Raw genomic sequence first — 24,544 nt, forward strand, 5'->3', positions numbered from 1 at the left:
TCAAAAAAGCCCCTACGCGAGGGGCAGAAGGTCACAACGATAACGCCGTGTGGAGCGTTGCAGGGCCGGGTCCTGGCCCCGCCGCCCGGTCAGAACTTCACACGTAGACCGGTGGTTACGATGGTGATGTCCTCGTATTCCGGGTTGTAGCAGGTTCTTCCGGAAGTGGTGCACCATTCGGCGCGCTCGAAGCTGTGTATCTTGGCGCCACCGTAGACGTCGAACATGTCCGTGGGGCTCCAGACGTAGCCAACCCCGATCACGGAACCTTTCTCGTCTTCCTTGTTGCGGTCGCGGTTCTCACCGTAGTGAATGTCGAACGCGTGCTGGCGATTCGGGCGATAGCCCAGTTTGACGTAGCGGAACTGTCCCAGTTCCGAGTTCGTTGCATCAAACGTGTCCGTTGCCTCCTCTTCCGTCAGTTCCTGGGCCCGGTTAACCGCTGCTAAAGACAGGTTCAGGCCGGTATTGCTGTGAAAGTACGAGACCGAACCACCGTAGATGTTGACGTCTTCTCCGTCTGAGCCACCCGGGTCCTCATTGTTCTGGGTCGCACGGGAATAGCCCACGCCGACCAGCATGCGGCCGCCCGGCACCCGGAGGCCGGATTTGACACCTACCTGCAGAACGGAGTTGTGCCCATCGTCACCATCGTGGCCGGCACTGACCGACACCGTGGCAGGGCCGATGCGGGGGCTGTCGTAGCGAATCCGGTTGTGCCGCCCTTCAAAATTGTAGTCACGAATACTGCCGGAAATGGACGACTCGTTCTGCGCGGGATTCGCCAGGTCGAACGGCTCATTGCCCGTGAAATTGCCGCTGCCGTCAAAGGTGCGCTTGAAAGAGGACGATTTCAGTTCGTAACGGAGGCTGCCACCGATCAGGTTCGGGTTACGAAAACTGATGACGCCTGTACCGGAATAATCCCGGCGTCCGGCATTGTAGGCTGCACCCTCGCCCAGGCCGAGGGTCACCTTGCCGTAGGGTGTATCCACAAACGCATCGGTAATGCGCTCATCCACTTCCGGCCCTGTGTTCTTGGCATCCGGGTCCACGTCGTTCGAGGCGTTGGAAAACACGCCCACTTCGATGAGCGCTCCGGCTGTCCAGCCGTCAAACAACCGTTGAGTACCGCCGATGTTGAAGCGCGTCGGGCTGTTGCGGTTATCCACATGGTAGAACTCGGTGTCCGAACCCACGCCCAGGTTGTTCGCGCTGTAGCCATCCTTGGCGTACATGACAGCGCGGTTTACCTGGCCGCCGACCTCGACTTCCAGCGCAGATACGGGGAGTGCCGTCAGGCCAACTACGCCAGCCGCCAGCATCGATTTGAAAAACCTCATATTGCCTCCGGTTTCTTGTTTTGTAAGGTTTCGTCCGCAGAGTTCACCTGTTTGTATTCGGCCAATTCGAGACGTGTCTTTGTTATCAGTCTGGTCTCATGGCGCTTTCCACGCTTACTTTATCGGCTACTATTGATACCTATGTAAATTGAAAACATTAGATAGGTATATGCGTTTTCTGCATGTAATTTGGAGAAGCCATTGAATATCAAAAAGTTGAAGTGCTTTCGCGCTGTGGTGATTCACGGCTCCCTGGTGGCGGCCGCCAATGTGATGAACCTGAGCCAGCCTGCGACCAGCCGATTGATCTCCACGCTGGAGGACGAACTGAAGTTGAAACTGTTCAAGCGGGAGAAGCGGCGCCTGGTGCTGACGCCGGAAGGCAAGGAGTTTTACCGGGAAACCGAGAAGATCCTGTCGAACCTGGATGATCTGCCCCGCATCGTGCAGGAGATCAAGGCGGGGGGGACCCGGACTCTGCGGATTGTGGCGTTGGCCAGGCTGGCGAACAGTCTGGTGTCGCCGGCATTGGCGCGATTCGTGAAGGAGCACCCGGACCAGCGCTTTAGTGTGGATGTGCGAGGGCATCGGGACATCGAGCAATGGGTGGCCGGTCGCCACTACGACATTGCCGTGGCGTTGACCAAGCCCTGCAATCACCCCTCCGTTATTCAACGGCCCTTTTTTGACACCGACGCGATGGTGATGATTCCTCGCGGGCATCCCCTGGAAGCTCTGGAATCCGTTTCCCCGGCCCAGATGGCGGAGCACGACATCATTGCCCTGGCGCCCGGGTTACGTCCCCGTTTCCAGATGGAGGAAATCTTCAACGCGGCCGGCGTCGCCCTCGATTGCAAGATCGAAACCACGTCCAGCGTGCTGGCGTGCCAGATGGTGGTGGAGGGGCTGGGGGTCACGATCATTGATCGGCTGGCTGCGCTGGCAGTGGACCAGTCACGGTTTTGCCTGCGCCCATTAAGCCCTAACTACCGGTTGCAGTTTGTGTTGCTGTTTCCGCCGGGTTTTGAAGAAACGCCGGCCACCACCAGCCTGGTGCGATGTCTTCAGGAAGAGGTGGCTTCCGCGTTGGGGGAGCACGCCACGATGACGGGCACCGCATAACCCGGGTGTTTATAGATGCATTAATTGCATAGAAATATGACTTATATTCAATTTTAAAATCAATTCGGCCTGCCTAGACTGATTTCCAATCCCTGATCTGGATGCGAACCAAACAACCATCAGGTGCTCCAATAATTACAACAGGAGGAGACATGAGGATCCGGCCCCCGGTGCCCATCGGTCACTGCCTTATTGGCTTGCTAGCCCTTTGCGTACTGCCTTTTCATGCCAGCGCTGGCCCGAAAGACGACACCCTGGTGGTGGCGCTTTCCAAGCCGCTGACAACGGTTGACCGGCTGTATTCCATTCAGCGCGAAGGGTTGATCCTTTCCCGGCTGACCGACGACGGCCTGTTCTTCGTGGACCCGGACACCCTCGAGTTTGTCCCTCTCGCGGCGTCCTCCTATGAATGGGTGTCAGACACCGAACTGGACGTCACTGTTCGTGACGACGTGGTGTTTCACGATGGCAGCTCGCTGACGGCGGAAGACGTTGTCTACACCTTCGAATGGGTGATCAACGAAGACTCGGACACCAGCCGTGGGCCGGTGATCCGTAGCTGGCTTGAAAGCGTCGAAAAGCTGGCCCCCGGGAAGGTTCGTTTTAACCTGAAGCTGCCTTACCCCATGGCGTTGCGCGATATGGCGATCAGCATACCGTTGCGCAGGCAGGGTACCTACGATGAGGCAGGGGACGAGACGGACGAGCAGCCGTTAAACGGGATCGGTCCGTACAAAGTGACGGCCTTCAGTGCTGGCCGCGAAATTGTCCTTGAGCGTTTCGAGGACTATTACCAGGCCAGTCCAAAGGCGAATCCGGCCATAGAGAACATGGTGTTTCGGGTCATCCCGGACCAGGGTACGCAACAGGCGGAACTGCTCAGTGGCGGTATCGATATCATGATGGACGTGCCGCCGGATGTGGCCGACAACGTCAGCCACCTGCCGGGCGTCAAACGCCTGGAGGGCAATGATATCCGCATCGGCTATATCACCCTGGATGCCGCCGGCTATGTCGACCCGGACTCACCGTTTACCAAGCTCAAGGTGCGCAAGGCCATCAATCACTCCATCAATCGTGAGGAAATCACCAAATACCTGATGCGTGGCAGTGCCGAGGTGGTTCATTTCGCCTGCCACCCACGCCAGTTCGGGTGCAATGCGGATGGCCCGCGTTATCCCTACAACCCTGAGAAGGCAAAACAACTGCTGGTCGAAGCCGGTTACCCGGACGGGTTCTCCTTCAAGCTGTGGGCCTACCGGGAAAAGATCATTGCGGAGGCCGTGGTCAGCAACCTGAAGGCCATTGGCCTGGATGTAGACCTGCGGTTCGTCAAGCTGAACGTGTTTTCCAAGGTTCGCAACAGCAAGGATATGCAGGCGTTCTTCGCCTCCTACGGCAGTGGCGGCACGGCGGACGCGTCTGCCTCTACCGGGGTTCATTTCGCGGCCAATTCCGCCCGTAATTACAGCGGTGACGAAGCGCTTGCGGAGACCGTGATCGCGGCGGAACAGACCATCGATGCCGAGGAGCGCAAGCGCCTGTATCGGCAGGCCCTTAACCGCATTGCGGAGCAGGCCTACTGGGCGCCGATGTTTTCCTACAGCCAGAACTTCCTATTAACACCCGAGCTGGAATTCTCCGTGCCCAAGGACGGCGTTCCCCGGTTCTGGCAAGCCAGTTGGAGGCAGTAATCATGTTGAACTATGTGCTGCGCAGAGGGCTCATGGCACTGCTGGTGGCCCTGACGGTGTCCTTCGGAACCTTTGCGTTGTTCCATTTCGCCACCGATCCGGCCCAAACCATTGCTGGCGAGGACGCGCCCCAGGAAATGGTGGATGAGATCCGCGAGCAATACGGTTTCGATCGCCCGGTGCTGGTGCAATACGGCGACTGGCTGGGCGGCGTGCTGCAGGGGGATTTCGGCAGGAGCTATTTCTGGAAGCAGCAGGTGGTTGAGCTGATCCAGGAACACGCCAAGGTCACCATCCTGCTCGCGCTGTCGGCCCTGATGGTGACGGTGGTGATTGCGCTGCCGCTGGGCATCAGTGCCGCCCTCAAACCCAACAGCTGGGTGGATCGCCTCGCATTATCAACGGCGGTGTCGGCCCAGGCCATACCCAATTTCTGGCTCGGGCTGATGTTCATCATCCTGTTTGCCGTCACCTTTCCGATCTTCCCGGTGTCCGGTGACGCCACCTGGAAACACTATGTGCTGCCGTCACTGGTGCTGGGTGCCAGCTCGGTGCCCGCTGTGATGCGGCTGACACGGACCGGACTGCTGGATGTGCTGTCGTCGGATTACATCCGCACCGCCCGCGCCAAGGGGTTCATGGGCTACCGCTTGATCCTTCAACAGGCCATGCGCAACGCGTTGCTGCCCATTGTCAGTGTGTTGGCGGTGCAGCTTGGCCACAAGCTGGGCGGCTCGGTGGTGACCGAATCGGTGTTCAGCATGAATGGCCTGGGCCGGCTGGCAGTGGAGTCCATCTTCAACTCGGATATCCCCACAGTGCAGTCGCTGATCCTGATATTCGTGTTGACCTTTGTATTGCTCACGTTGGCGGCTGACCTGATCAACGCCTGGCTTGACCCTCGGATCCGGATGGGGTGAATGATGACCACAAGACACGCACTCGGCGATGCCAGCATCGCAACCGTTGAAACACCGTCCGAGCTCGAGGAGGGCGGCCTGGGGCTGAGCCCCACCATGGCCGCCCTGAAGCGGGCCCGCAGACATCACGGCCTGAAGATCGGCTTTGGCATTCTGCTGGTGATGGCCGTGTTCGCACTGTTTGCACCCTGGCTGGCACCGCACGACCCGTACATGCAGAACCTGTCCCTGCGCATGCTGCCACCGGTATGGAACGAGGGTGGAAACTGGGAGTATCTGTTGGGCACTGACCACCTGGGCCGGGATTACCTCAGTCGCCTTATTCACGGTGCCCGCATCTCGATGACCATCGGTCTGGGCGCTGCGTCCATCGGTGCGGTGATTGGTGTCACCCTGGGGCTGATTGCCGGCTATTTCGGTGGCTGGATCGATCAGGCCGTCAACTTCCTGGTGACTTGCCAACTGGCCGTACCCAGCCTGCTGCTGATCATGGCGCTGGTATTTGTTATCGGCCAGTCGGTCACTGTGGTGATCTTTGTCATCGGCGCTACCCACTGGGTGTTCTATCTGGTGGTCACGCGCTCGGCCACGCTGCGGCTGCGGGAACTGGATTTCGTCGCCGCCGCCAACGCCATGGGCTGCAGCAAGTTCCAGATCGCCGTGCGTGAAGTACTGCCGAACCTGGTGAACCAGATCATGGTGATTTTCACCCTGGAAGTGGCCGTGGCCATCCTCAACGAGGCCACCCTGTCGTTCCTCGGCCTGGGCATTCCGTCGCCGCTTCCGTCCTGGGGGCTGATGATCGCCGAAGGTAAGACCGCCATGTTCTTCCAGCCCTGGCTGGTGATCCTGCCCGGTATTGCCCTGTTTATCCTCGTGATTGCCATCAACCTGCTGGGGGATGGGGTCCGCGATGTCACCGTTACCAACCGGAGGAACTGATATGACCACGGCTTCCATCCTGGATATCCAGGACCTGTCCGTCGAGATCCCCACGGACTCCGCCACACTGAAAGCGGTGAGGGGCATCAGCCTGGACCTCAAGCGCGGCGAGACTCTGGGTATTGTCGGCGAATCCGGTTCCGGAAAGTCCATGACCGCGCTGGCGATCATGAATTTGCTGCCGCCTTCCGCCAGGCGCGCTGCCGCCTGCATCAATTTTGATGGCAGCGACCTGACCCATTCCGGTGAACGGGAACTGGCCACCAAGGTGCGCGGCCAGCGCATTGGCATGATCTTCCAGGAACCCATGACCAGCCTGAACCCGGTGTACTCCATCGGACGCCAACTGACTGAAACCATGACCCTGCACCGCAATGTGTCCAGGGCCGAGGCCGAGCAACGTGCCATTTACCTTTTGGAGAAAGTGGGCCTGCCTGACCCGGCCAGTCGGTTGAAGCAATACCCCCACGAGCTCTCGGGTGGCCAGCGCCAGCGGGTGATGATCGCCATGGCGCTAATGAATGAGCCGGAATTGCTGATTGCCGACGAGCCCACCACCGCACTGGATGTGACCATCCAGGCACAGATCCTGTACCTGTTGCAGGATCTGCAGAAAGAACTGGGCATGTCGATGATCCTGATCACCCATGACCTGGGTGTGGTCTCCCGTTCAGCCGACAAGATCGCGGTGATGTACGCCGGCGACATTGTGGAAACCGGCACCGCGGAAGAGGTGCTCAAGAATCCTCAGCATCCCTATACCCAGGGCCTGCTGGAGTGTGTGCCGGGTTATCGCGGCAACGATGCCCACCGGTTGGGCTCGATTCCGGGCATTGTCCCCTCCATGACCGGCACCATTAGGGGATGCGCCTTTGCCTCCCGCTGCCCGAGAGCCGTGGACGCCTGCAAGATTGACCTGCCACCGAGAAAGCAGCTGGGGCCAGGGCGCACCTACGTCTGTCACGATCCGGACGCAACGCGAAACCAGGCTTCGTTCGGGTCTGAAGAAGCCGCCAACGAAGTCGCGGTGGAGCTTCCGAAAACGCCGGGTGACACGGTGCTGACGGTCGACAGCGTGAGCTGTACCTTCTCGGTACGTCGTGGGTTGTTCGGCAAGCGCAAGTCATTGAAAGCACTCGATAGTATCAGCCTGGATATCCGCAAGGGCGAGGTACTGGCGCTGGTCGGTGAATCCGGATGTGGCAAGACCACCCTGTCGCGAACCATCATGGGGCTGCAGCAACCGGATACCGGTTCCGTTAGCCTGGGCCAGCACGAGATCAGTACCCTGCCGGCCGGTCAGCGTGCCCGCATGATTCAACCGATCTTCCAGGACCCGTATTCCTCGTTGAATCCCCGCAAGACCATTGGCGACATTATCGGGCGACCCCTTGTCGTCAACTGTATGGGCACCAAAGCCGAACAGCTCGCCAAGGTCCACAAAATGATGGAGCACGTGGGCCTGCCACGGCGCGTGTTCAACAGCTACCCGGACCAGCTGTCCGGTGGGCAGCGCCAGCGGGCGGCGATTGGCCGCGCCCTGATCATGGACCCGGAGATCGTCATCTGTGACGAGCCCACGTCCGCACTGGACGTGTCGGTGCAGGCACAGATCCTGAACCTGCTGCTCGATTTGCGGGATGAACTGGACCTGACGTACCTGTTCGTCACCCACGACCTCTCTGTTGTTCAGCACATGGCCGACCGGGTGGCGGTGATGTACCTCGGGGAGATCGTGGAGTGCGGGGAACGTAGCCAGGTGTTGTCCAACCCCAAGCATCCGTACACCAGCGCGTTGCTGGACTCCGCGCTCAGCATCTCACCGGACCTGAGCATGCCAGCGCCCGGTTTGTCCGGCGAGTTTCCGAACCCGATGAACCGGCCATCCGGCTGCCCGTTCCATCCCCGCTGTCCTGTCGCGGAACAGCAGTGCCGGGAAGAGGTTCCCAAACCGGAAATCATCGATACCACCTTTGTGAAATGCTGGAAGGCACGGACTTTCAGCCATCAGGCAAAGCATCCATAAACAACAATAGGAAGGAATTTGCGCCATGAAGATGATCGCCATTTTTTTAGCCGCGCTTTTCTCGCTGCTGGCGGGCTGTCAGGCAGTCACAACCGAACCTGTCGCGTATTCGGAAGACAGTGAATCCGACCTTTTTGACCCGGAAACCTTCGAGCGCTACAGCTCGATCGTGGTCGAGGCCGGCACCCCGGAAAAGCCCGTGGACATGCGGCTGTGGTACACGCGCCCGGACGAACTGACCGCCGATACGCCGGTGATGATGGTAATGCATGGCGGCCGCCGTGATGCCGATGTGTACCGGGATTACTGGGGCGCCTACGCCAATGAATACGATGTGCTGATTGTGGCCCCGGAAATATCGGACGACGACTACCCGACCGGCTGGGGCTACCAGACCGGTAACTGGGTCACGCCGGATTCGTCCTCGGTGGACGAAACCAAGGGGCAGAGGAACCCGCCAGAGCAGTCCTCTTTCGCCGCTCTGGAGCGGGCGTTCGACAAGCTGCGGGACGCCTTCGCGCTGGAGGCCACCGAATACGACATCTGGGGCCACGGCAGCGGTGCCCAGTTTGTCACCCGCATGGTGATGCTCTACCCGCAGGCCCGGATTGGCACCGCCGTGGCCGCCAACTCCGGCACCTACACCTTCCCGGACTGGACCCTGCCGTTGCGCTACGGGCTCAAGAATACCGGTGTTGAGGAAGACGATCTCAAGCCCTCCTATGCGCATCACCTCGTCGTTATGCTCGGCACTGCCGACAACGACCCCTCACACCGCCTGCTCAGCAAGCTGGATATCGCCATCGCCCAGGGTGCCCACCGCCTGGAGAAGGGCAAGAACTTCTACGCCGCGAACAAGGCCAAGGCGGAAGAACTGGGTACGGAATTCAACTGGGAACTGGAAACCGTCTACGGCATCGGCCACAGCGGCCAGAAGATGTCGGTAGCCGGCGCCCGATACCTGCTGGCGGGTGAGAAGGAACGGGCACTGTTCCCGTTGGATGACGATTCCGACAGCGACGGTGGCAGTGAGACACAGGAAAAGAACGAGTTACTCCAGGGCTCCGGAGCGGAAGACGACCCGTTTGCGGACATGGACTGATTGATCCAGGACACGCTACACAGAGTGAGTTCCCACATGAACGATGCACGCAGTACACAAGGAGCGGCTCCGCGATTCGGGGTCAATCTGGACCACGGTTGGGTCAGCTTTCTGGAAAGTGGCGACGGTGAACCGGTGCTCTTCCTTCATGGCCTCAACGGCAATGCGTCCAGTTGGCAGGACCAGTTCAGTGAGCTGGCGCCGGACATGAAAATGGTCGCCTGGGATGCGCCCGGCTATGGCAAATCGGACGCCGCTGGCAATACGGTCGAGGCGCTCGCCCGCGTGGCGATCGCGTTTGCAAAACGGGTATGGCCAGGGCCCATCAACGTGGTTGGCCATTCCATGGGGGGGCTGGTGGCCATGAAGATGGCGGTACTTGAACCGCAACTGGTCAAGCGGCTGGTGCTGTCCTGCACCCATCCCGGGCATGGTCTGGGGCAGAGTGGTGGCGCCAACGAGCGCTATCGGCGCCGGCTTGAAGAGCTCCGGGACCTTCCACCGGAGGTCTACGGTGAACGGCGGGCAAAAGGCATGCTACCGGCGGGCACCGACGAGCGTATTTTCCGGAAAGTGGCTCGAGTTGCTGCGGAGTCCCGTTCAGAAGGCGTTGCCAACGCCGCCTGGGCGATACAGACCGAAGACCTGCAACCCGAGCTGACCAGAATCCAGGCGCCCACGCTGGTCATTACCTGCGATGAGGACAAGGTGGCGCCATTGGCCAAAGCGCAGCCGTTGCTGGACCGGATACCGGATGTGCGGCATGTGGAACTGGCCGGCTTGGGGCACGCGCCCTATATGGAGAATGCACGTTGGTATAACACGGTGTTAAAGGAGTTCCTGATCGCGGGGGCATAGGGGCTTGCCTCCCAGTCGTTGTTCCAGAATCAGCTAACCTGTCGAGACACCGGGCTTGAAATTCCGGTGTCGCGATAGAACATGCGAAGGGATACAGCGACTGAACTAGGAGAGCAAATGGAATACATAAGCCCCATCAGCAGCGCCGTCATGGCGGTTATCTGGATCGTCTATTTTCAGTTGTTCCTGATCCAGTACCAGCGCAATAACCGCCCCTATATGGTTATTCACCATGCCCAGAACGAAAACCCGGACGCCCTGTGTCTGCTGGTGAATATGGGCAAGGAAACCATCCATGTGCAGTGTGTGCAGGTGGTGCTGCAAACCCGTAGCGGTGAAGAGAGAACCCTGACCGTTACCGAGTATCGCCGGGTTGGGGCAGACGACAGCAATGTACACCAGGTTCTGCGGCAGGGGCCGCTGCAGCCAGGTGGCTACCTGGTGCTGGGGTCGTTCCGCAACATCATCCTGGGCCGCCGAAGTGACGATAGCGACAGTGACAGCGACTACCTGTTCGAGGATGTTACTGCTGTAGAAATTCGGGCCGCAGTGGTTCACGGCCCCAGCCGCTATGCCGTGGGTGTACGCCGGCGTTTCTGGCTAAGACATGACGGTGCATCGGAAATTTTCCCCCGCGATATCCACAGTGAACAGCTCAACCGCAGGCGTCACCGGCATGAAGTGCGCCGTTGGCTGGAAACGGAGCTGTGCCCTCAGTAGCCGTGATCAGTTCGGGCCAGAATACGGCGAGAGGGTCAGTGTCACTGAGTGTTTTTCGCCTTTTGCCGTTTGAGAAAGTCCACTTTCCATTGCTCCATGCCAAAGTACTCGGTGCCAATGTTGGCCTCTACCCGATGCTTGGCCTTGATCGCCGCGACCTGTTCGTGGCGCTCATCAAGGAAACTGTCGAAGCGTGGCAGCAAATCCCCATGCCTGATCGTTGAAAGCCGGTAGGAGCTTCGGGTATGCGGGAGGTTGGGGTCGAACACGAGAACGCCCGGTCTTACCCGAACATTGTTGATGTGGTGCAGGGCGACCACCACGTTGTAGTAAGCGCCGTCGCTGTTCTTCAGCAACGCCTGGTGAATCATTTCGGGCAGGCTGTCGCTGGGCACCGGAAGTATCTGTGAGGCTTCGATCTTTTCCTCGTATCCCCGGGCCGTCCAGCCATCGACAAGGCCGATGCGTTTGAGGTGGTCCCCATCCAGGCCGAGTCGCCGCGGAGACACCAGAACGCCGTCAACATATTCCACGATGGGGCGGCTGTAGCTGATCCTGTCCTCGGTTTTTGCCGAACGGGCCCAGTCGGGATGATCCGGGTACTTGAAGTCCACCTCGCCTTCGACGAGGGCCGGCATCAATTCATCGACCGGCAAGGGTTTATAGATGAAGGTTACACCGGCATGTTCGGCGAAAAGGTCCAGTAGTTCACGGGCGAAGCCATTGTATTGGCCTTGTTCGTCAACCCCGTAATGGGGCAGGAAGTTTCCCTGTTCTACTCCAACCACGTATGTCTGCGCAGTTGCCTGGGCGGTCAAGGCAAACAGCAGGCAGGCGGCGAATATCTGTTTCACTGATGGCTCCCTCTAGTTAGTCGTTGTTGGATGAGCTGTATAGCGCCCGAATCTTTTCTTCATTAAGTCAGTCTTCACGGTCGAGCCGGAACGCTTTCATTTGAGCTTCAAGCTTTTCCGCCATCGCACGTAATTCTTCAATTTCACGGCTGGCTGCCGTCATGTCCTCACTCGAACGTGCACTGAGATGAGAGATGTCCTGAACGTTTGAGCTGATCTCCTCGGTGACGGAGCTCTGTTCTTCGGTTGCTGCAGCCACCTGGTGGCTCATCTCTACAATCCGGTCCACGTTCTCGCCGATTCCATCCAGGGCTTTGCCCATGCTGGCGGAGGTACTGACGGTTTCTTCGGTGGCTTTCTCGCTTGTGGCCATCGTCTCGACCGCACGCTCGGAGCCCTCCTGCAAACGCTCGATAATGGTTCGAATTTGCTTGGTAGATGATTGCGTCTTCTGTGCAAGGCTGCGAACTTCGTCAGCGACCACCGAGAACCCGCGCCCATGTTCACCGGCCCGGGCTGCTTCGATCGCTGCGTTCAAAGCCAGTAGATTGGTCTGATCGGATATGGCATTGATCACTTCGATCACCTGGCCAATATCCCGCGCTTCGGTAGCCAACTGCTGGATCGCCGAGGCCGATTCGCGGATGTTATTCGCCATTCCCTCGACCTGGGCGATGGAACGCGACATGCCTTCACGAATGTCACTGGCGCTGTTGCCGACCTGCTCCAGCTGGTTTGCCGTTTCCGTGGCGCTTTTGGCAATCTCCTGAACCGTGGCTTCCATCTCGCACACCGCCGTGGCGACGGAGTCCGTCAGGCTGCTTTGTTCCTTGGCCCGGTCGGTGTTGGCCGTCATCACGGTGGAGGTTTGATCGACAAAGGCCTTGAGCCGGATTGCCGTCTCCAAAAGACCCCGAACCATCTCTCGTTGTGCCCCGACAAACTGGTTAAACCCGGTCGCCAATTGGCCCAGCTCGTCTTTGCGTTCAACCGCCAGTTCCTGGGTGAGATCGCCGCCACCCTTGGCAATTTCGGTCAACGCCCGAGTGATTTTCGTCAGTGGCTTCGTCATGCGAGTGGCGACCAAAGCTATGATGCCGAGGAAAACAAGAGCCACGAGGACGCCGACGAGCAAGGAGGTCTGGTTGGCCCGGCTGGCTTCGCCGTAGATCTCGGTAGACGGAACCTCTACAACGACACGCCAGTCCGTGATCGACAGAGGCAGGCTGGCGGCGATGAAGCGACGGCCATCACGATCAAACTCGGTCAGATGGTATGTCGGGTCTTTCAACAGTTCGGCGGCGGCTGTTGGAGAAATAACCTTCGATAGGGGCTGATCTGTCTGCTGCAGGTCAGGATGAATGTTGACCTGGCCGGTTTCAGACACGAGGTAAACGATACCGGTTTCACCAAAGCGGAATTCCCTGATTCGCTCAGCCATCTGATCAAGCCCGATTCCAACGCCGGTTACTGCGATAGCCTCGCCGCCATCCTCCATGCGGGCATTGATGAAGAGGGTAGGTTTACCCGTCGCTTTGTCCACGTCCAGCGATAGCTCCATCGTCTCGCCGCTTTCCAGGAAATTATAGAACCAGCGGTCCGCCTGGGGAGTCACCACCCTGTCGATGCCCTGATGGGTGTAGTAGTTGCCCGTGTTTACCGACACGAAGTGTGCGGAGGCGGCCTCCTGGCTACGTCTGACCCCCTCGAGATACCGGGTGGCGGGGGCGAGCCCCTGCTGTGGTTCGTTGTCGCCTATCCACTCTTTGAGGTAGCTGTTCCCCGCGATCAGCCGTGACGCTGTAATAGGCGCCTGGAGGTCACGCTCAACGGAATTTGCTATGGCCTCCAGGCTGGATGGCAGGGCGGAGTTGAGCAGGTATCGATCAAGAAGCCCGCGCATCTGGACGATATTAAGGGAAACCAACAGCAACGTGCTGGCAAGCAGTGCTGCCCCCATGCCGATGATTAGCTTTAGGCGAATGCTCATGGATACTCCAGTGCGATGGCTTCAGTGGTTAATGGGGCAATCCACTTTTCAAAGGCGATTCACGGGTGAGGTGATCGCCTCAATGCCAGCCTTGGCTATCCGCACATCCTGATCGGGTTTGACGCCGGAGACTCCCACGCTTCCGGCCACCTGATCGTCCAGGATCACCGGCACGCCGCCGGCGAGAAGCCCCTGGAGCGGTGCTGAAAGAAAAGCATTTCGCCCATTGTTGATCATGTCTTCGAAAATCTGTGTCTCTTTTCGGCCCATGGCGGCGCTACGGGCCTTTTCCATGGCGACATGCGCGGTGAATGGCGCCGTTGCGTCCAGCCGACGCAGCCCCAGGACATGGCCGCCATCGTCCGCTACCGCGATGGTCACCGGCCAGCCGTTGGCGTCGGCCTCCTTCTGAGCCGCGTCGAGAATCAGATTGACGTCTGTTAAGCCTAGCACTGGTTTTGTTTTCATCGAGTTATCCTTGGTTTATCGCTGGGAAACATGGCCGTCCGGCCCTCAATCACCCAGATATTCAAAGTGAGTCCGGCCTCATTTCCGTGCTCTTGGAGCTTTCAGGGCATTCAGAGCTATCGGGCACCGGGTTTGGGATTTTGGGAAGAATAAGGTTCAGCGCGATGGCGGTAATGGCCCCGGGGATCAAACCGGATTCGATCATCGCTTGCAGGTTTTCGGACAGGTTGGCATAGAGCCCTTCTTGCGCCGGAAAACCCACCGCGATGGTCAGCGAGGTGCCAATGATCAGCATGTTGCGCTTGTCGAACGGCACCTGGCTGAGCATCTTAATGCCGGCACTGGCGATCATACCGAACATCAGCAGTACCGCACCGCCGAGCACCGCGTTAGGAATACTGGAAACGAGACCGCCGAGCTTTGGCAACAGGCCGGCCAACACCAGGAATCCGCCGCCAATCGCCACCACATAGCGGCTAACGACGCCCGTCAATGCAACCATGCCTACGTTCTGGCTGAAACTGATCTGGGGGAACGCATTGAAAACAGCGGCAAACACGCTCGCGATGCCATCGGCCATGACGCCGCCGGAGAGTTCCTTCTTGGTGGGTTCACGGTTCAGCCCGCCCGCGGTGGTGCCCACTATATCGCCGATGGATTCGGCCACGGTGACCAGCGACAGCACCACCACGGGGATGATGGCGGCCATATGGAACTCGATACCAATGCCCAGCGGGGTGGGGAACGTCACCCAGTCGGCATCGCCCACCTTGGAGAAATCGACATAGCCAAAAGCCGCGGCAGCAACGAAGCCAACCAGCAAACCGGCCAGTGGGGCAACTTCACTCCAGATACCTCGGCCGAACTGGTGAAGCCCCACGGTGACGACGAGAACAAGCGAGGCCAGTCCGATGTGATGGGGGGCGCCGAAATCCGACACGCCGAAACCACCACCGGCGTAGGCAAGACCAACGGGCATCAACAGAATGCCCAGCATCACGACAAAGGTTCCAGTCACCACTGGCGGGAACAAAAACCGGAACCAGGGAAGAAACAACCCCATTAGCGCCATCGCGACGCCACCGCACAACGCTGCTCCAAGGGCGGCGGGCAACCCCATGCCGATGGCTATGGGAATCAGGACCGGTACGAATCCGAAGCTGGTCCCCATAACAATAGGAAGGCGAGCACCGATGGGCCCCAGGCCCAGGGACTGCAACAGAGTAGCGATGCCAGCGACAAACATCGCGGCCTGAACCATAAAAGCCGTCTGATCGGGAGGCAGGTCCGCCGCCCCGGCGATGATGATTGGCACGGTCACGTTGCTAACGAACATCGCCAGAACATGTTGAATGCCCAGCGGTATCGCACGGCGCAAGGGCGGCATGGAATTAACGTCGCGGGTGCTATAACGGTCACCTGGACCGGTATCTGGCCGTTCGGATGTACTTGTTGTCATGAGTCTCTCCTAGGTGTTGTTTTTGTAGGAATGCCTGACTGTTGACTACCAATAGCTCTACAAAGATTTTCTAAATAGCTCTCCTTAGTTGGCGGGCTGCTTCATCATGGCGTGCCATCAACGCGTCAAGATCGACGTCGCAGGGCAGGCCGCCGGTCACTCTCCAGCGCCCGGCGACCATGACCCGGTCAGCGCGTTGTGCACCACACAGCAGCAACGCCGCCAGTGGATTCTCCGCGCCTGAGAAACGCGGCTCATCAAGTTTGAACAGCGCCAGGTCAGCCTGCTGGCCTGGCTCCAGTCCACCGATATCGGTTCGTCCCAGGCAACGGGCCGAGCCTTGCGTTGCCCAGCGGATGACGGCTTCGTGTGTTACCTGGCTCGGCGAGTAACGCAGGCGGCCCAGAAGCAGTGCCTGACGCATTTCCGAGGCAAGGTTCGAGTGGTCGCTCGATGCTGATCCATCGACCGCCAATCCGACCGGTGAGCCCGCCGCTTCGAGTTCCAGGGTCCGGCACAGCCCTGAGCCCAGAACCATGTTTGACGAGGGACAGTGAGCGATGCCCGTGCCTGCACGGCCAAGGCGCTGAATTTCGTCGTCATTGAAATGAATGCCATGGGCCAGCCACGTGCGATCGGTGAGCCAGCCACTGTCCTCGAGATAATCCAGCGGGCGCATGCCAAACAGCTTCTGGCAGTAAGCGGTCTCATCTTCGGTTTCGGCAAGATGGGTGTGGAGGCGAACGTCGTTGTTCTCTGCAAGCCGCGCGCTCTCGCGCATCAATGCCCGGCTGACTGAAAACGGTGAACAAGGCGCCAGGGCGATGGTGGTCATGGCCCCTTCAGCACGCTGGTGGTAACGGTCGATAAGACGCTGGCTGTCATCGACAATGGTTTGCTCGTCCTGCACCACGGTCTGTGGCGGCAGACCGCCATCGTCGCGCCCGACGCTCATGGACCCGCGAGTCAGTGCCGCTCGAACGCCGAGGCGCTGGGCGGTTTCGACCTGGCAGTCAATCGCGTTTACCAAGGCACCGGAAAAGACGTAATGATGGTCCGCTACGGTGGTGCATCCCGACATCAGCAGCTCGACCATCGCCAACTCGCTGGCCAGGGCCATCTGGCTGTCGTTGAGATTGGCCCAGACATCGTAAAGCGTGGTCAGCCAGGGAAATAACTCTTTATTGAGCGCGGGGGAATAGGCTCGGGTCAGGGTTTGGTAGAAGTGATGGTGGGTATTTACCAAGCCGGGTAACAGGACATGCCCGGAAGCATCAAAGGTCTCGTTAACGGGCTGGTGAGGTTGCTGCCCCCTGGCCACTTTTTCCACAATTCTTGTTCCCGTGACGACAATACCGCCGGCTGCGCCTGGGTCAGAGCAGGCAAGCGGATTGTGAATCCATAATCTGTGGTCTGTTTCGGTCATTCCTACAGCTCTTCGTTGTATACATTATGACCGATAACTTCGTACAAATATGTATTACTTGTCAAGAAAAATTGTGAGCAAATTGAACTTTTAATGACAGGGTATTTACCGGGCCAGCGCTCAAACGGGCGCCGGCCCGGGGATTAGCAGCGATGTCAGGTTGTCTGCTGGGTTACGTTTTCTGGCCCGCGACTTCAACCTCGTTAGGCTTAACTTCTTTCGTAAGCGCTTTGAGAGCCCCCCAGGAGAGGCCTCGTTTTGATGGTTTCTCGGCCGTGTCGGAAGCGACCAGGCTAAGAAGCTCGGCGGAAATGGACACCGCGACTTCCATGGGCCGCTTACCCGGGATGTCACTGCGCCCGACGGGGCACCGGATGCGGTCGATATCGGCTTCGGTATACCCGCGGTGAGCAAGGCGTTGGCGAAAACGCTCCGCCTTGGTTTGCGAACCGATCAGGCCAATCGTGCGCACATCATCCCGTTTCAGCAGCGCCTGGCAGAGGTCATAATCCAGTGCGTGGTTGTGGGTCAGAATCAGTACATGGGCGTTGCTGCACAGTTCGGGAACGTCCCCAACCGGGTCGTCGGTGCAATGAACCGTGGTGTTGTCGGGCGTCCTGTCCGGAAAACATTCCTGCCGGGAGTCGACCCAGGTGATCTGCCAGGGCAAATCACCCACGATACGCATCAGGGCATGGCTGACGTGACCCGCACCAAAGACCACAAGGCGGGCATCGCCGCCGGACTGGGCCTCCAGCAGGACCGCCACGCTACCACCACAGCATTGTCCAAGGCTGGCACCCAGAGGGAAGTGCGCCAGCTCGTAGCTGTATTCGTGGTTTGCCAGGCGCTCGCGGGCGCGGGCGATCACCCGGTATTCCAGGTGGCCGCCGCCGATGGTGTCGTAGCTGTGTTCCCGGGTGACGACCATCTTACTGGCCGGCTCCCGTGGTACCGAGCCTGTTACGCCCAGTACCGTGACCAAAACATAGGGCTGACCGCGACGCTCGCAGTCAGCAACGGCTTGGATCCAGGTCAGGCGTTCTTGCATGACGGTTCCCCCTGCGCTGCTACCCAGCGCTCGGTTGCTGTGACAGCCTGGAGCACCCGCTCTGGTGTCGCAGGCGTGTCCAGGGGCGGGCTGTAGCGATAGTCCGCCACGCTCGAAACAGCGTCACGCAGGGCAGACCATACTGCCATGCCCAGCATGAGTGGCGGTTCGCCCACAGCCTTTGAGCGGAATACGGTGGCTTCCCGGTTGGGGCTGTGAGGCAGCAGGGCCACCCGGAAATCCGGTGGCGCGTCTGACACAGCCGGGATTTTGTAGGTCGCCGGGCCGTTGGACAACAGTCGGCCTTCGTCGCTGTATACCAACTCTTCGGTGGTGAGCCAGCCCATGCCCTGAACAAAGCCGCCTTCAATCTGGCCAATGTCCACGGCCGGATTCAGCGACTGCCCCACGTCGTGAAGGATGTCCACCCGCATGGTCTTGTACTCTCCGGTGAGGGTATCAACCACCACCTCTGCGCAGGCAGCCCCGTTGGCGTAATACAGGAAGGGCCGGCCTTGACCGGTTTCTCGGTCATAGTGAATCTTGGGTGTACTGTAGAACCCGTTGGAAGACAGCGAAACCCGCGCCATGTAAGCCTGCTGCACGAACTCCGCCCAGCCGAACTGCTGCTCACCGACATTGACCTGGTTGTTTTCAAACCGTACCGAGTCCGCGCTCACGCCGTAGGTTTCGGCGGCAAACTCGACCAGGCGCTGCTTGATTTTCTCGCAGGCATCCAGGGCAGCCATGCCGTTCAGGTCAGTGCCCGAGGAGGCAGCCGTTGGTGAGGTGTTGGGCACCTTGTCGGTCCGGGTCGCGGACACTTTTACCCGGTCCAGGTCTACCTGGAAGGCCGCGGCTACGACCTGGGCTACCTTGATGTAAAGCCCCTGGCCCATTTCGGTGCCGCCGTGATTGAGGTGAATGCTGCCATCGGTGTAAACGTGCACCAGTGCGCCGGCCTGGTTGAGGTGCTTGGCCGTGAATGAAATGCCGAACTTCACCGGTGTCAGGGCCAAACCCCGTTTCAGGATCGAGTTTTCTTTGTTGAACCTGGAAATCTCGGTACGACGCTGACGGTAGTCCGAGCTGGCCTCGAGCGTGTCGATCAGGTCCGGTAAAACGTGCTGCTCGACGATTTGACCATAGTGGGTTACATCACGGCCAGGTCCGTACAGGTTGCGCTTGCGCACATCCAGCGGGTCCATGCCGAGATGGCGGGCGATATCGTCCATTGCCCGCTCAATGATCATCATGCCCTGGGGGCCACCGAAGCCTCGGAAGGCGGTATTGGAAACCGTATGGGTTTTGCAGCGGTGGCCAACAACACGCGCCTGCCCCAGGCTATAGGCGTTGTCGGAATGAAACATGGCGCGGTCGACGATGGCATCGGACAGGTCGGGCGAAAAGCCACAGCGTCCAGCCACTATGATGTCGGCCCCCCGCAGCACACCCTCGTTGTCGAACCCAATGTCATAGGTGTTGAAAAAGTCGTGTCGCTTGCCCGTTTGTACCATGTCGTCGTAGCGCGCCATCCGGTATTTAACGGGCCGCCCGGTGCGTCGGGCAAGCAGGGCCGAGATACAGGCCAGCGGTGCGGCCTGGGTTTCCTTGCCGCCGAAGCCGCCACCCATGCGCCGTACTTCCACCTGGACTTCATGAATGGGGAGGTCAAGGACTTCGGCCACCAGCTTTTGCACCTCGGAGGGGTGCTGGCTGGAGGTATGAACAAACACGCCCGCGTCTTCGGTAGGCTCTACCAGGCACGCCTGTCCTTCCAGGTAGAAATGCTCCTGTCCGCCAACGTGCATCTGGGCCTGTAGGCGATTCGGCGCTTCGGCAAGCGCTTTATCCGGGTCGCCCCTCAGCTGGGTATGACTGGGGCGCACGAACAACTGCTGATCAAGCGCGGCCTCCGCGGTCAACGCGGCAGGAAGGGGCTCATAGCTGACTTTCGCAAGTCGGGCCGCCTGGCGGGCGGCGCGATGACTCGTTGCCGCAACGGCAAACAGCGGCTGGCCCACATGTTCGACCACATCTCCGGCCAGAACCGGATCGCCAGGAAAGACCGGCCCGATGTCGGTATGGCCGGGCACGTCCTCGACGGTCATGACCGAAACCACGCCGGGGTAGGCCCAAACCTCGCTGAGATCCATGGCGGTGATACGGGCGTGGGCGTGCGTACTCTGGCCGACGGCCGCGTGCAGGAGTTCTGCGGGCTCGGGGAGGTCGTCTATATAGCGGGCCTGTCCACGAACGTGCTTCCAGGCACTGTCATGAAATGCCTGGGTGCCTGTCAGCCCTTTCGCCGTTGTGGTGGGCCGCGGAATATTGGGAGGTAGTTTACGCATAGTCAGTCACCATGAGGGGCTGGTTTGTTGTTGTGGTGTCTTGAGTGCTCTCCAAAAACGCGCGGCGCAGCAGGTTGCCGGCTACTTGCAGGCGATAGGCTGCGGACCCCCGCACGTCTGTCATGGGTTCAAATTCGAGTTCCAGTGCGGCAATGGCGGCCGCAACCGTGTCTGCATTCCAGGGCTGGCCTCGAAGCGCCGCTTCAGCACCACTGGCCCGCTTTGGCGTTGCCGCCATCCCGCCAAAGGCCAGTCGGCAGTCCTTGATTGTTTCGCCGTCGCGCTTGAGCCAAAAGGCGCCCAGCACTGCCGAAATGTCGTCATCAATGCGCTTGGAGACTTTATAGATGAACAGCTTTTCGTCAGGTGCCGGGTTGGGGATCCAGGTGCCCCGAATGAATTCGTGAGGCTGGAGGTCGGTCTGCTTGTAGCCGTGGAAGAAGTCCTCAAGGCGCAGGCGCCGGGTGCCATCAACGCTGTCCAGGTCGAGCTCTGCGCCCAGCGCAATCAGTGCGGGCGGCATGTCGCCGATTGGCGAAGCGTTCCCGATATTGCCCCCAACAGTCCCGCGGTTGCGGATCTGGCGTGAACCCAGGCGCTCCAGCATCGGCCCGAAGTGCGGCCAACGCTCCTCGAGCTTATGGAACATGGCGCGGTAGGTCACTCCGGCTCCGAGATAGATCCCGTCTTCGTCCTCGTGGATCTCCTGTAGCTCCTTGATGCCACTCAGACCGATCAGGTGATCAAGGTCTTTGAGCTGTTGGGTGATTTCAAGGGACAGGTCGGTGCCGCCGGCAATCAACCTTGCCTTGGGAAACTGACGGCATAGTCCACGAAGCGCGTCCAGAGTGGCTGGCGCATCGTATCGGTAGCCGTGATCGTCGGTGAGTTCGCCAGCCGTATTCTGTACGCTTAACAGGTCGGCGATCATTTCGGGGTTCTGCAGCCAGGCTATGCCGCTAAGGCCCGGCGCGGGGTTGTTCGGAGCCGCGCCATCCGGGCCGCTGAGCGCACTGCTTCGGCTCAGAACCGCGTTACCGGTGCCGGGTTCCCACGTTTGCACGCAAGCCCGACGCCCGGCCTCGATGATTGGCCGGTAACCCGTGCAGCGGCAAAGGTTGCCGGACAGCGCCTCCAATAAGGCGTCGTCGTCGGGCACGGAACCGTTCGCTGCGCTTTCTGTATGCAGGGCAAACAGCGACATGATGATGCCTGGTGTGCAGAAGCCGCACTGGGCTCCGTGACACTCCACCATCTCCTTCTGTACCGGGTGAGCTGGCTCCTGGGTTAGCGCGTCGACGGTCACCAGATGTTTGCCATGCAGGCTTCCGACGAGCGCGATGCAGCTGTTCACGCTGTCGTAGCGGAGTTGCCCGGACTGCTCAGGGTCGGGCGATCCGATCACCACGGTGCAAGCCCCGCAGTCACCCGATGCGCAGCCTTCCTTGGTGCCTGTCAGTCGCTTCCTGGTGCGCAGCCAGTCGAGGATGCTTAGATTCGGGTCGACTTGGTTGAGTTTTTGTAGTTGGCCGTTCAAGTAGAATCTGATCACAAATTTTCCCGCTCTTCTGCACTTGCGCCTGTCTCTTTCTGCTTTTCTCTTTGTTTAAGACTGAGCATCAGAGTCATTGGCGTAAGCCCTTGATTGATTTCAGTAGTTGCACAGGCGATGCCGCATCACGGATGCCAAAAGTCACATGGGCCCGTTATTCTTTTTACAATTTCCTGACCAAATAGTCCAGTTTTTTGTGTAAAGACTATTCCTTTGATTGCCGCACAGAGATCGGCTATCGTCGGAGCCTCGACGTTCCAACCTGAAGCTACTCGACACCATGACCCGTCAAATCGAACCAGACTCCCCCGAAACGAAGCGAACAACGTCATCAGGCAGCAAGCGCAAGAAAGTGCGTCCGGGCCGAATCCGTGAGCGCAATCGTGAGCGTATTCTGATGGCCGCGGAAAAGGAGTTTTCCCAGAACGGCTTCGGGGCAACCACCGTTCAGAAGATTGCGGACAGGGCGGGGCTGCCGAAATCCAACGTGCTTTACTATTTCAGCAATAAAAAACGCATCTACTACGCGTTGATGGATGACATCATGGGGCGGTGGAACGAGATGTTCTCGAAGATACAGCCAGAAGATGACCCCGCCACGACCCTGGCCAGTTTTATTCACGCCAAGGTAGAGCTATCCAGGACCCACCCCCTGGCATCGCGCCTGTTTGCGCTGGAAATTATTCAGGGGGCGCCGGTCCTCAAGGACCATCTGTCTACGACCATGCGTGAGTGGGTGCAGGCGCGAGCGGGTGTGATTCAGCAGTGGATCGACGCGGGGCGAATGGCGCCCGTTGATCCGGTGCAACTCATCCTCCTGATCTGGTCATCCACGCAACACTACGCTGACTTCCAGGTCCAGATCCTCGCGATTGAGGACAAGAGCGAATACACCGAAAGTGACTTTCAGCACGCTGCGGATTTCTTGACGTCTGTCATCCTGCGCGGTTGTGGCCTCGCCGAGCCTTAACGCCTGACTCCGGAATGCCTGGCATAACGCCCGTCGTATGCCTTCGATGGAGTTCGGTCTTGAAAATTTCCTGACTTATTGGTCAGTTTTTTATTGACCAGGCTACCAATCCTGTTTAAATTTCCCTGAGACACGCAATCCAATCGTCGCCAACAATACCAATGCGACAACAAGACTGACGAGAGTGACCATGTCCCAGCGCAAAGCCTACCGTGCCTCTGTTTTCCACTGCATCGCCGACCCGGGCGTGGTGGGTGCGGAACGTTCCTACGAGTATTTTGAAGATGGCCTGTTAGTGGTCGAGGACGGCACGGTCGTCGAGATAGGCGCGGCGGAGAGCCTGTTGCCAACACTGTCTCCTGGTATCGAGGTCGTCCACTACGAGGATGCCCTGATAACCCCGGGCTTCGTCGATACCCATATCCATTATCCGCAGGTGGGAATCATCGGCTCCTATGGCGCCCAGTTGCTGGACTGGCTGGAAACCTACACCTTTCCCTGCGAGGGACAGTTTGATGATTCACGGCACGCTCATGCCCAGGCTGAGATCTTCCTCCGTGAACTGTTGAGAAACGGGACAACGACGGCCCTGGTCTTCGGAACCGTCCATAAGCAGTCGGTGGATGCCTTTTTCGAACATGCCTCCAAGCTGAACCTGCGGATGATTGCGGGCAAGGTGTTGATGGACCGTTGCGCGCCTGACTATTTGGTGGATACAGCGGAATCCGGTTATGCGGACAGCAAGGAGCTTATTGAGCGTTGGCACGGAAAGGGCCGTTTGTCCTATGCGGTGACGCCCCGATTTGCGCCGACGAGCTCCGATGAGCAACTCGAGCTGGCGGGTAAGCTCTTCAAGGAATTCCCGGGCTTGTACATGCACACCCACATTTCCGAGAACCGACAGGAGATTGAGTGGGTTAAAGAGCTGTTTCCTGAGCGAGATGGTTACCTTGATGTATACGACCACCATGGCCTGATTGGTGAACGGTCAGTGTTTGCACACGGTGTTCACCTGCATGACGACGAGTGCAGGCGGCTGGGCGACACTGGCTCTGCGGTTGCCTTTTGCCCGACGTCGAACCTCTTCCTTGGCAGTGGTTTGCTCGACCTGGCGCACCTGGAGTCCCATGGGGTTCGCGTTGGCCTGGGCACGGATGTAGGGGCGGGTACCAGCTTTTCCCAGCTTCAAAGCCTTAACGAGGCGTACAAGGTGTTGCAGCTGCAGGGGCAGAAACTGGATCCTTTCAAAGCCTTTTACCTTGCAACGCTCGGCGGAGCCCGGTCCCTCTACCTGGATGACAGGATTGGCAGCCTGCAGGCCGGGAAAGAAGCGGACTTTGTTGTGCTGGATTACGAAGCCACGCCGCTGATCAGTTACCGCCTGAAGCAATCCAAAAGCCTCGAGGAAACACTGTTTGCCCTCATGATTCTTGGCGATGACCGCGTGGTGAAGGAAACCTTCAGCGCGGGCATGTCCGTTCACCGCCGATAGCGTGCCACTGGTGGGCTGCCCGTTGCCGCTGATGGGCACGCCCACCCTCGGTCCAGAATCTTTCTACCACGCCTCTTCGGGTCCTTCTTTTTTCTTGTGCACAATCGTTATAAGAATTTTGTTGCAATTGTTGTATACAAAAGCATAATCGGAGTTGTGGTTCCTGACCGATAAGTCAGGAAATGCCGATATGGCAAACCAGCC

The 24,544-nt window shown here is 59.1% G+C and carries 19 protein-coding genes and 1 pseudogene; 11 read left to right on the top strand and 9 right to left on the bottom strand.

The genetic code is table 11. The annotated features are described in order from the left end of the window. Positions 1–89 precede the first annotated feature (89 nt). Positions 90–1,343: a porin gene (locus ACTRWH_RS05325; RefSeq protein ID WP_228210316.1), complete on the bottom strand. Its 1,254-nt coding sequence runs from the start codon at positions 1,341–1,343 to the stop codon at positions 90–92. 201 nt (positions 1,344–1,544) lie between these two features. Between ACTRWH_RS05325 and ACTRWH_RS05330 the strand changes: the two genes are divergently transcribed. The 9 genes and pseudogenes from ACTRWH_RS05330 to ACTRWH_RS05370 all read left to right on the top strand — a co-directional run bounded on the left by ACTRWH_RS05330 (position 1,545) and on the right by ACTRWH_RS05370 (position 10,727). Beyond that, positions 1,545–2,465, top strand: a complete 921-nt coding sequence (locus ACTRWH_RS05330) for a LysR family transcriptional regulator (RefSeq protein WP_228210317.1) — start codon at positions 1,545–1,547, stop codon at positions 2,463–2,465. Between the two features lie 152 nt (positions 2,466–2,617). After that, positions 2,618–4,159: an ABC transporter substrate-binding protein gene (locus tag ACTRWH_RS05335; protein ID WP_228210318.1), complete on the top strand. Its 1,542-nt coding sequence runs from the start codon at positions 2,618–2,620 to the stop codon at positions 4,157–4,159. 2 nt (positions 4,160–4,161) lie between these two features. Further along, the gene (locus tag ACTRWH_RS05340) at positions 4,162–5,079 is read left to right on the top strand and encodes an ABC transporter permease (RefSeq protein WP_228210319.1); all 918 of its coding nucleotides are present in this window, start codon (positions 4,162–4,164) and stop codon (positions 5,077–5,079) included. After that, the gene (locus ACTRWH_RS05345; protein ID WP_228210320.1) at positions 5,080–6,021 is read left to right on the top strand and encodes an ABC transporter permease; all 942 of its coding nucleotides are present in this window, start codon (positions 5,080–5,082) and stop codon (positions 6,019–6,021) included. A gap of 1 nt (position 6,022) precedes the next feature. Beyond that, positions 6,023–6,997, top strand: a pseudogene (locus ACTRWH_RS05350) (ABC transporter ATP-binding protein); the annotation flags it as partial. A 51-nt stretch (positions 6,998–7,048) separates the two neighbouring features. Further along, positions 7,049–8,047, top strand: a complete 999-nt coding sequence (locus ACTRWH_RS05355) for an oligopeptide/dipeptide ABC transporter ATP-binding protein (protein WP_462826067.1) — start codon at positions 7,049–7,051, stop codon at positions 8,045–8,047. A gap of 25 nt (positions 8,048–8,072) precedes the next feature. Continuing rightward, positions 8,073–9,149, top strand: coding sequence for an alpha/beta hydrolase family protein (locus ACTRWH_RS05360; RefSeq protein WP_462826047.1), 1,077 nt, complete (start codon positions 8,073–8,075; stop codon positions 9,147–9,149). A gap of 36 nt (positions 9,150–9,185) precedes the next feature. Beyond that, the gene (locus tag ACTRWH_RS05365; protein ID WP_462826048.1) at positions 9,186–10,007 is read left to right on the top strand and encodes an alpha/beta fold hydrolase; all 822 of its coding nucleotides are present in this window, start codon (positions 9,186–9,188) and stop codon (positions 10,005–10,007) included. A 117-nt stretch (positions 10,008–10,124) separates the two neighbouring features. Then, entirely contained in the window at positions 10,125–10,727 is a 603-nt protein-coding gene (locus tag ACTRWH_RS05370; protein WP_036202760.1) for a hypothetical protein, read from the top strand. 41 nt (positions 10,728–10,768) lie between these two features. On the opposite strand, the gene ACTRWH_RS05375 is transcribed toward ACTRWH_RS05370, so the two are convergent. The 8 genes from ACTRWH_RS05375 to xdhA all read right to left on the bottom strand — a co-directional run bounded on the left by ACTRWH_RS05375 (position 10,769) and on the right by xdhA (position 21,878). Further along, complete coding sequence (locus ACTRWH_RS05375) at positions 10,769–11,581, bottom strand: substrate-binding periplasmic protein (protein ID WP_126810700.1); 813 nt, start codon at positions 11,579–11,581, stop codon at positions 10,769–10,771. A 67-nt stretch (positions 11,582–11,648) separates the two neighbouring features. Further along, positions 11,649–13,571 (bottom strand): methyl-accepting chemotaxis protein, encoded by a 1,923-nt coding sequence (locus tag ACTRWH_RS05380; protein ID WP_126810699.1) that lies wholly within the window; start codon positions 13,569–13,571, stop codon positions 11,649–11,651. Between the two features lie 48 nt (positions 13,572–13,619). Then, a complete protein-coding gene (locus ACTRWH_RS05385; RefSeq protein WP_085681764.1) occupies positions 13,620–14,039 on the bottom strand; it encodes a GlcG/HbpS family heme-binding protein in 420 nt (139 codons plus the stop codon). A 61-nt stretch (positions 14,040–14,100) separates the two neighbouring features. Beyond that, positions 14,101–15,498 carry a solute carrier family 23 protein gene (locus ACTRWH_RS05390; RefSeq protein WP_462826049.1) on the bottom strand — a complete coding sequence of 466 codons (1,398 nt, stop codon included), beginning with the start codon at positions 15,496–15,498 and terminating at the stop codon, positions 14,101–14,103. 70 nt (positions 15,499–15,568) lie between these two features. Then, a complete protein-coding gene (locus ACTRWH_RS05395; protein WP_228210327.1) occupies positions 15,569–16,924 on the bottom strand; it encodes an 8-oxoguanine deaminase in 1,356 nt (451 codons plus the stop codon). Positions 16,925–17,096: 172 nt separating this feature from the next. After that, positions 17,097–17,975 (bottom strand): xanthine dehydrogenase accessory protein XdhC, encoded by an 879-nt coding sequence (gene xdhC, locus ACTRWH_RS05400; RefSeq protein ID WP_075195343.1) that lies wholly within the window; start codon positions 17,973–17,975, stop codon positions 17,097–17,099. Further along, on the bottom strand, positions 17,960–20,326 hold the full coding sequence (xdhB, locus tag ACTRWH_RS05405) for a xanthine dehydrogenase molybdopterin binding subunit (protein WP_228210328.1): 2,367 nt from the start codon (positions 20,324–20,326) through the stop codon (positions 17,960–17,962). Before xdhB ends, xdhC begins: the two co-directional genes overlap by 16 nt. Next, positions 20,319–21,878 (bottom strand): xanthine dehydrogenase small subunit, encoded by a 1,560-nt coding sequence (gene xdhA / locus ACTRWH_RS05410; protein ID WP_126810695.1) that lies wholly within the window; start codon positions 21,876–21,878, stop codon positions 20,319–20,321. The genes xdhB and xdhA overlap by 8 nt, the downstream gene beginning before the upstream one ends. 280 nt (positions 21,879–22,158) lie before the next feature. Here xdhA and ACTRWH_RS05415 point away from each other — a divergent pair, with 280 nt between their 5' ends. Together ACTRWH_RS05415 and guaD are read left to right on the top strand one after the other, a co-directional pair. Beyond that, positions 22,159–22,848: a TetR/AcrR family transcriptional regulator gene (locus ACTRWH_RS05415; RefSeq protein WP_075195340.1), complete on the top strand. Its 690-nt coding sequence runs from the start codon at positions 22,159–22,161 to the stop codon at positions 22,846–22,848. Positions 22,849–23,038: 190 nt separating this feature from the next. Then, on the top strand, positions 23,039–24,340 hold the full coding sequence (guaD, locus tag ACTRWH_RS05420) for a guanine deaminase (protein WP_462826050.1): 1,302 nt from the start codon (positions 23,039–23,041) through the stop codon (positions 24,338–24,340). The last annotated feature ends 204 nt before the right edge of the window (positions 24,341–24,544 follow it).

Source organism: Marinobacter sp. G5_S1_61_S3 (genome assembly GCF_054968585.1).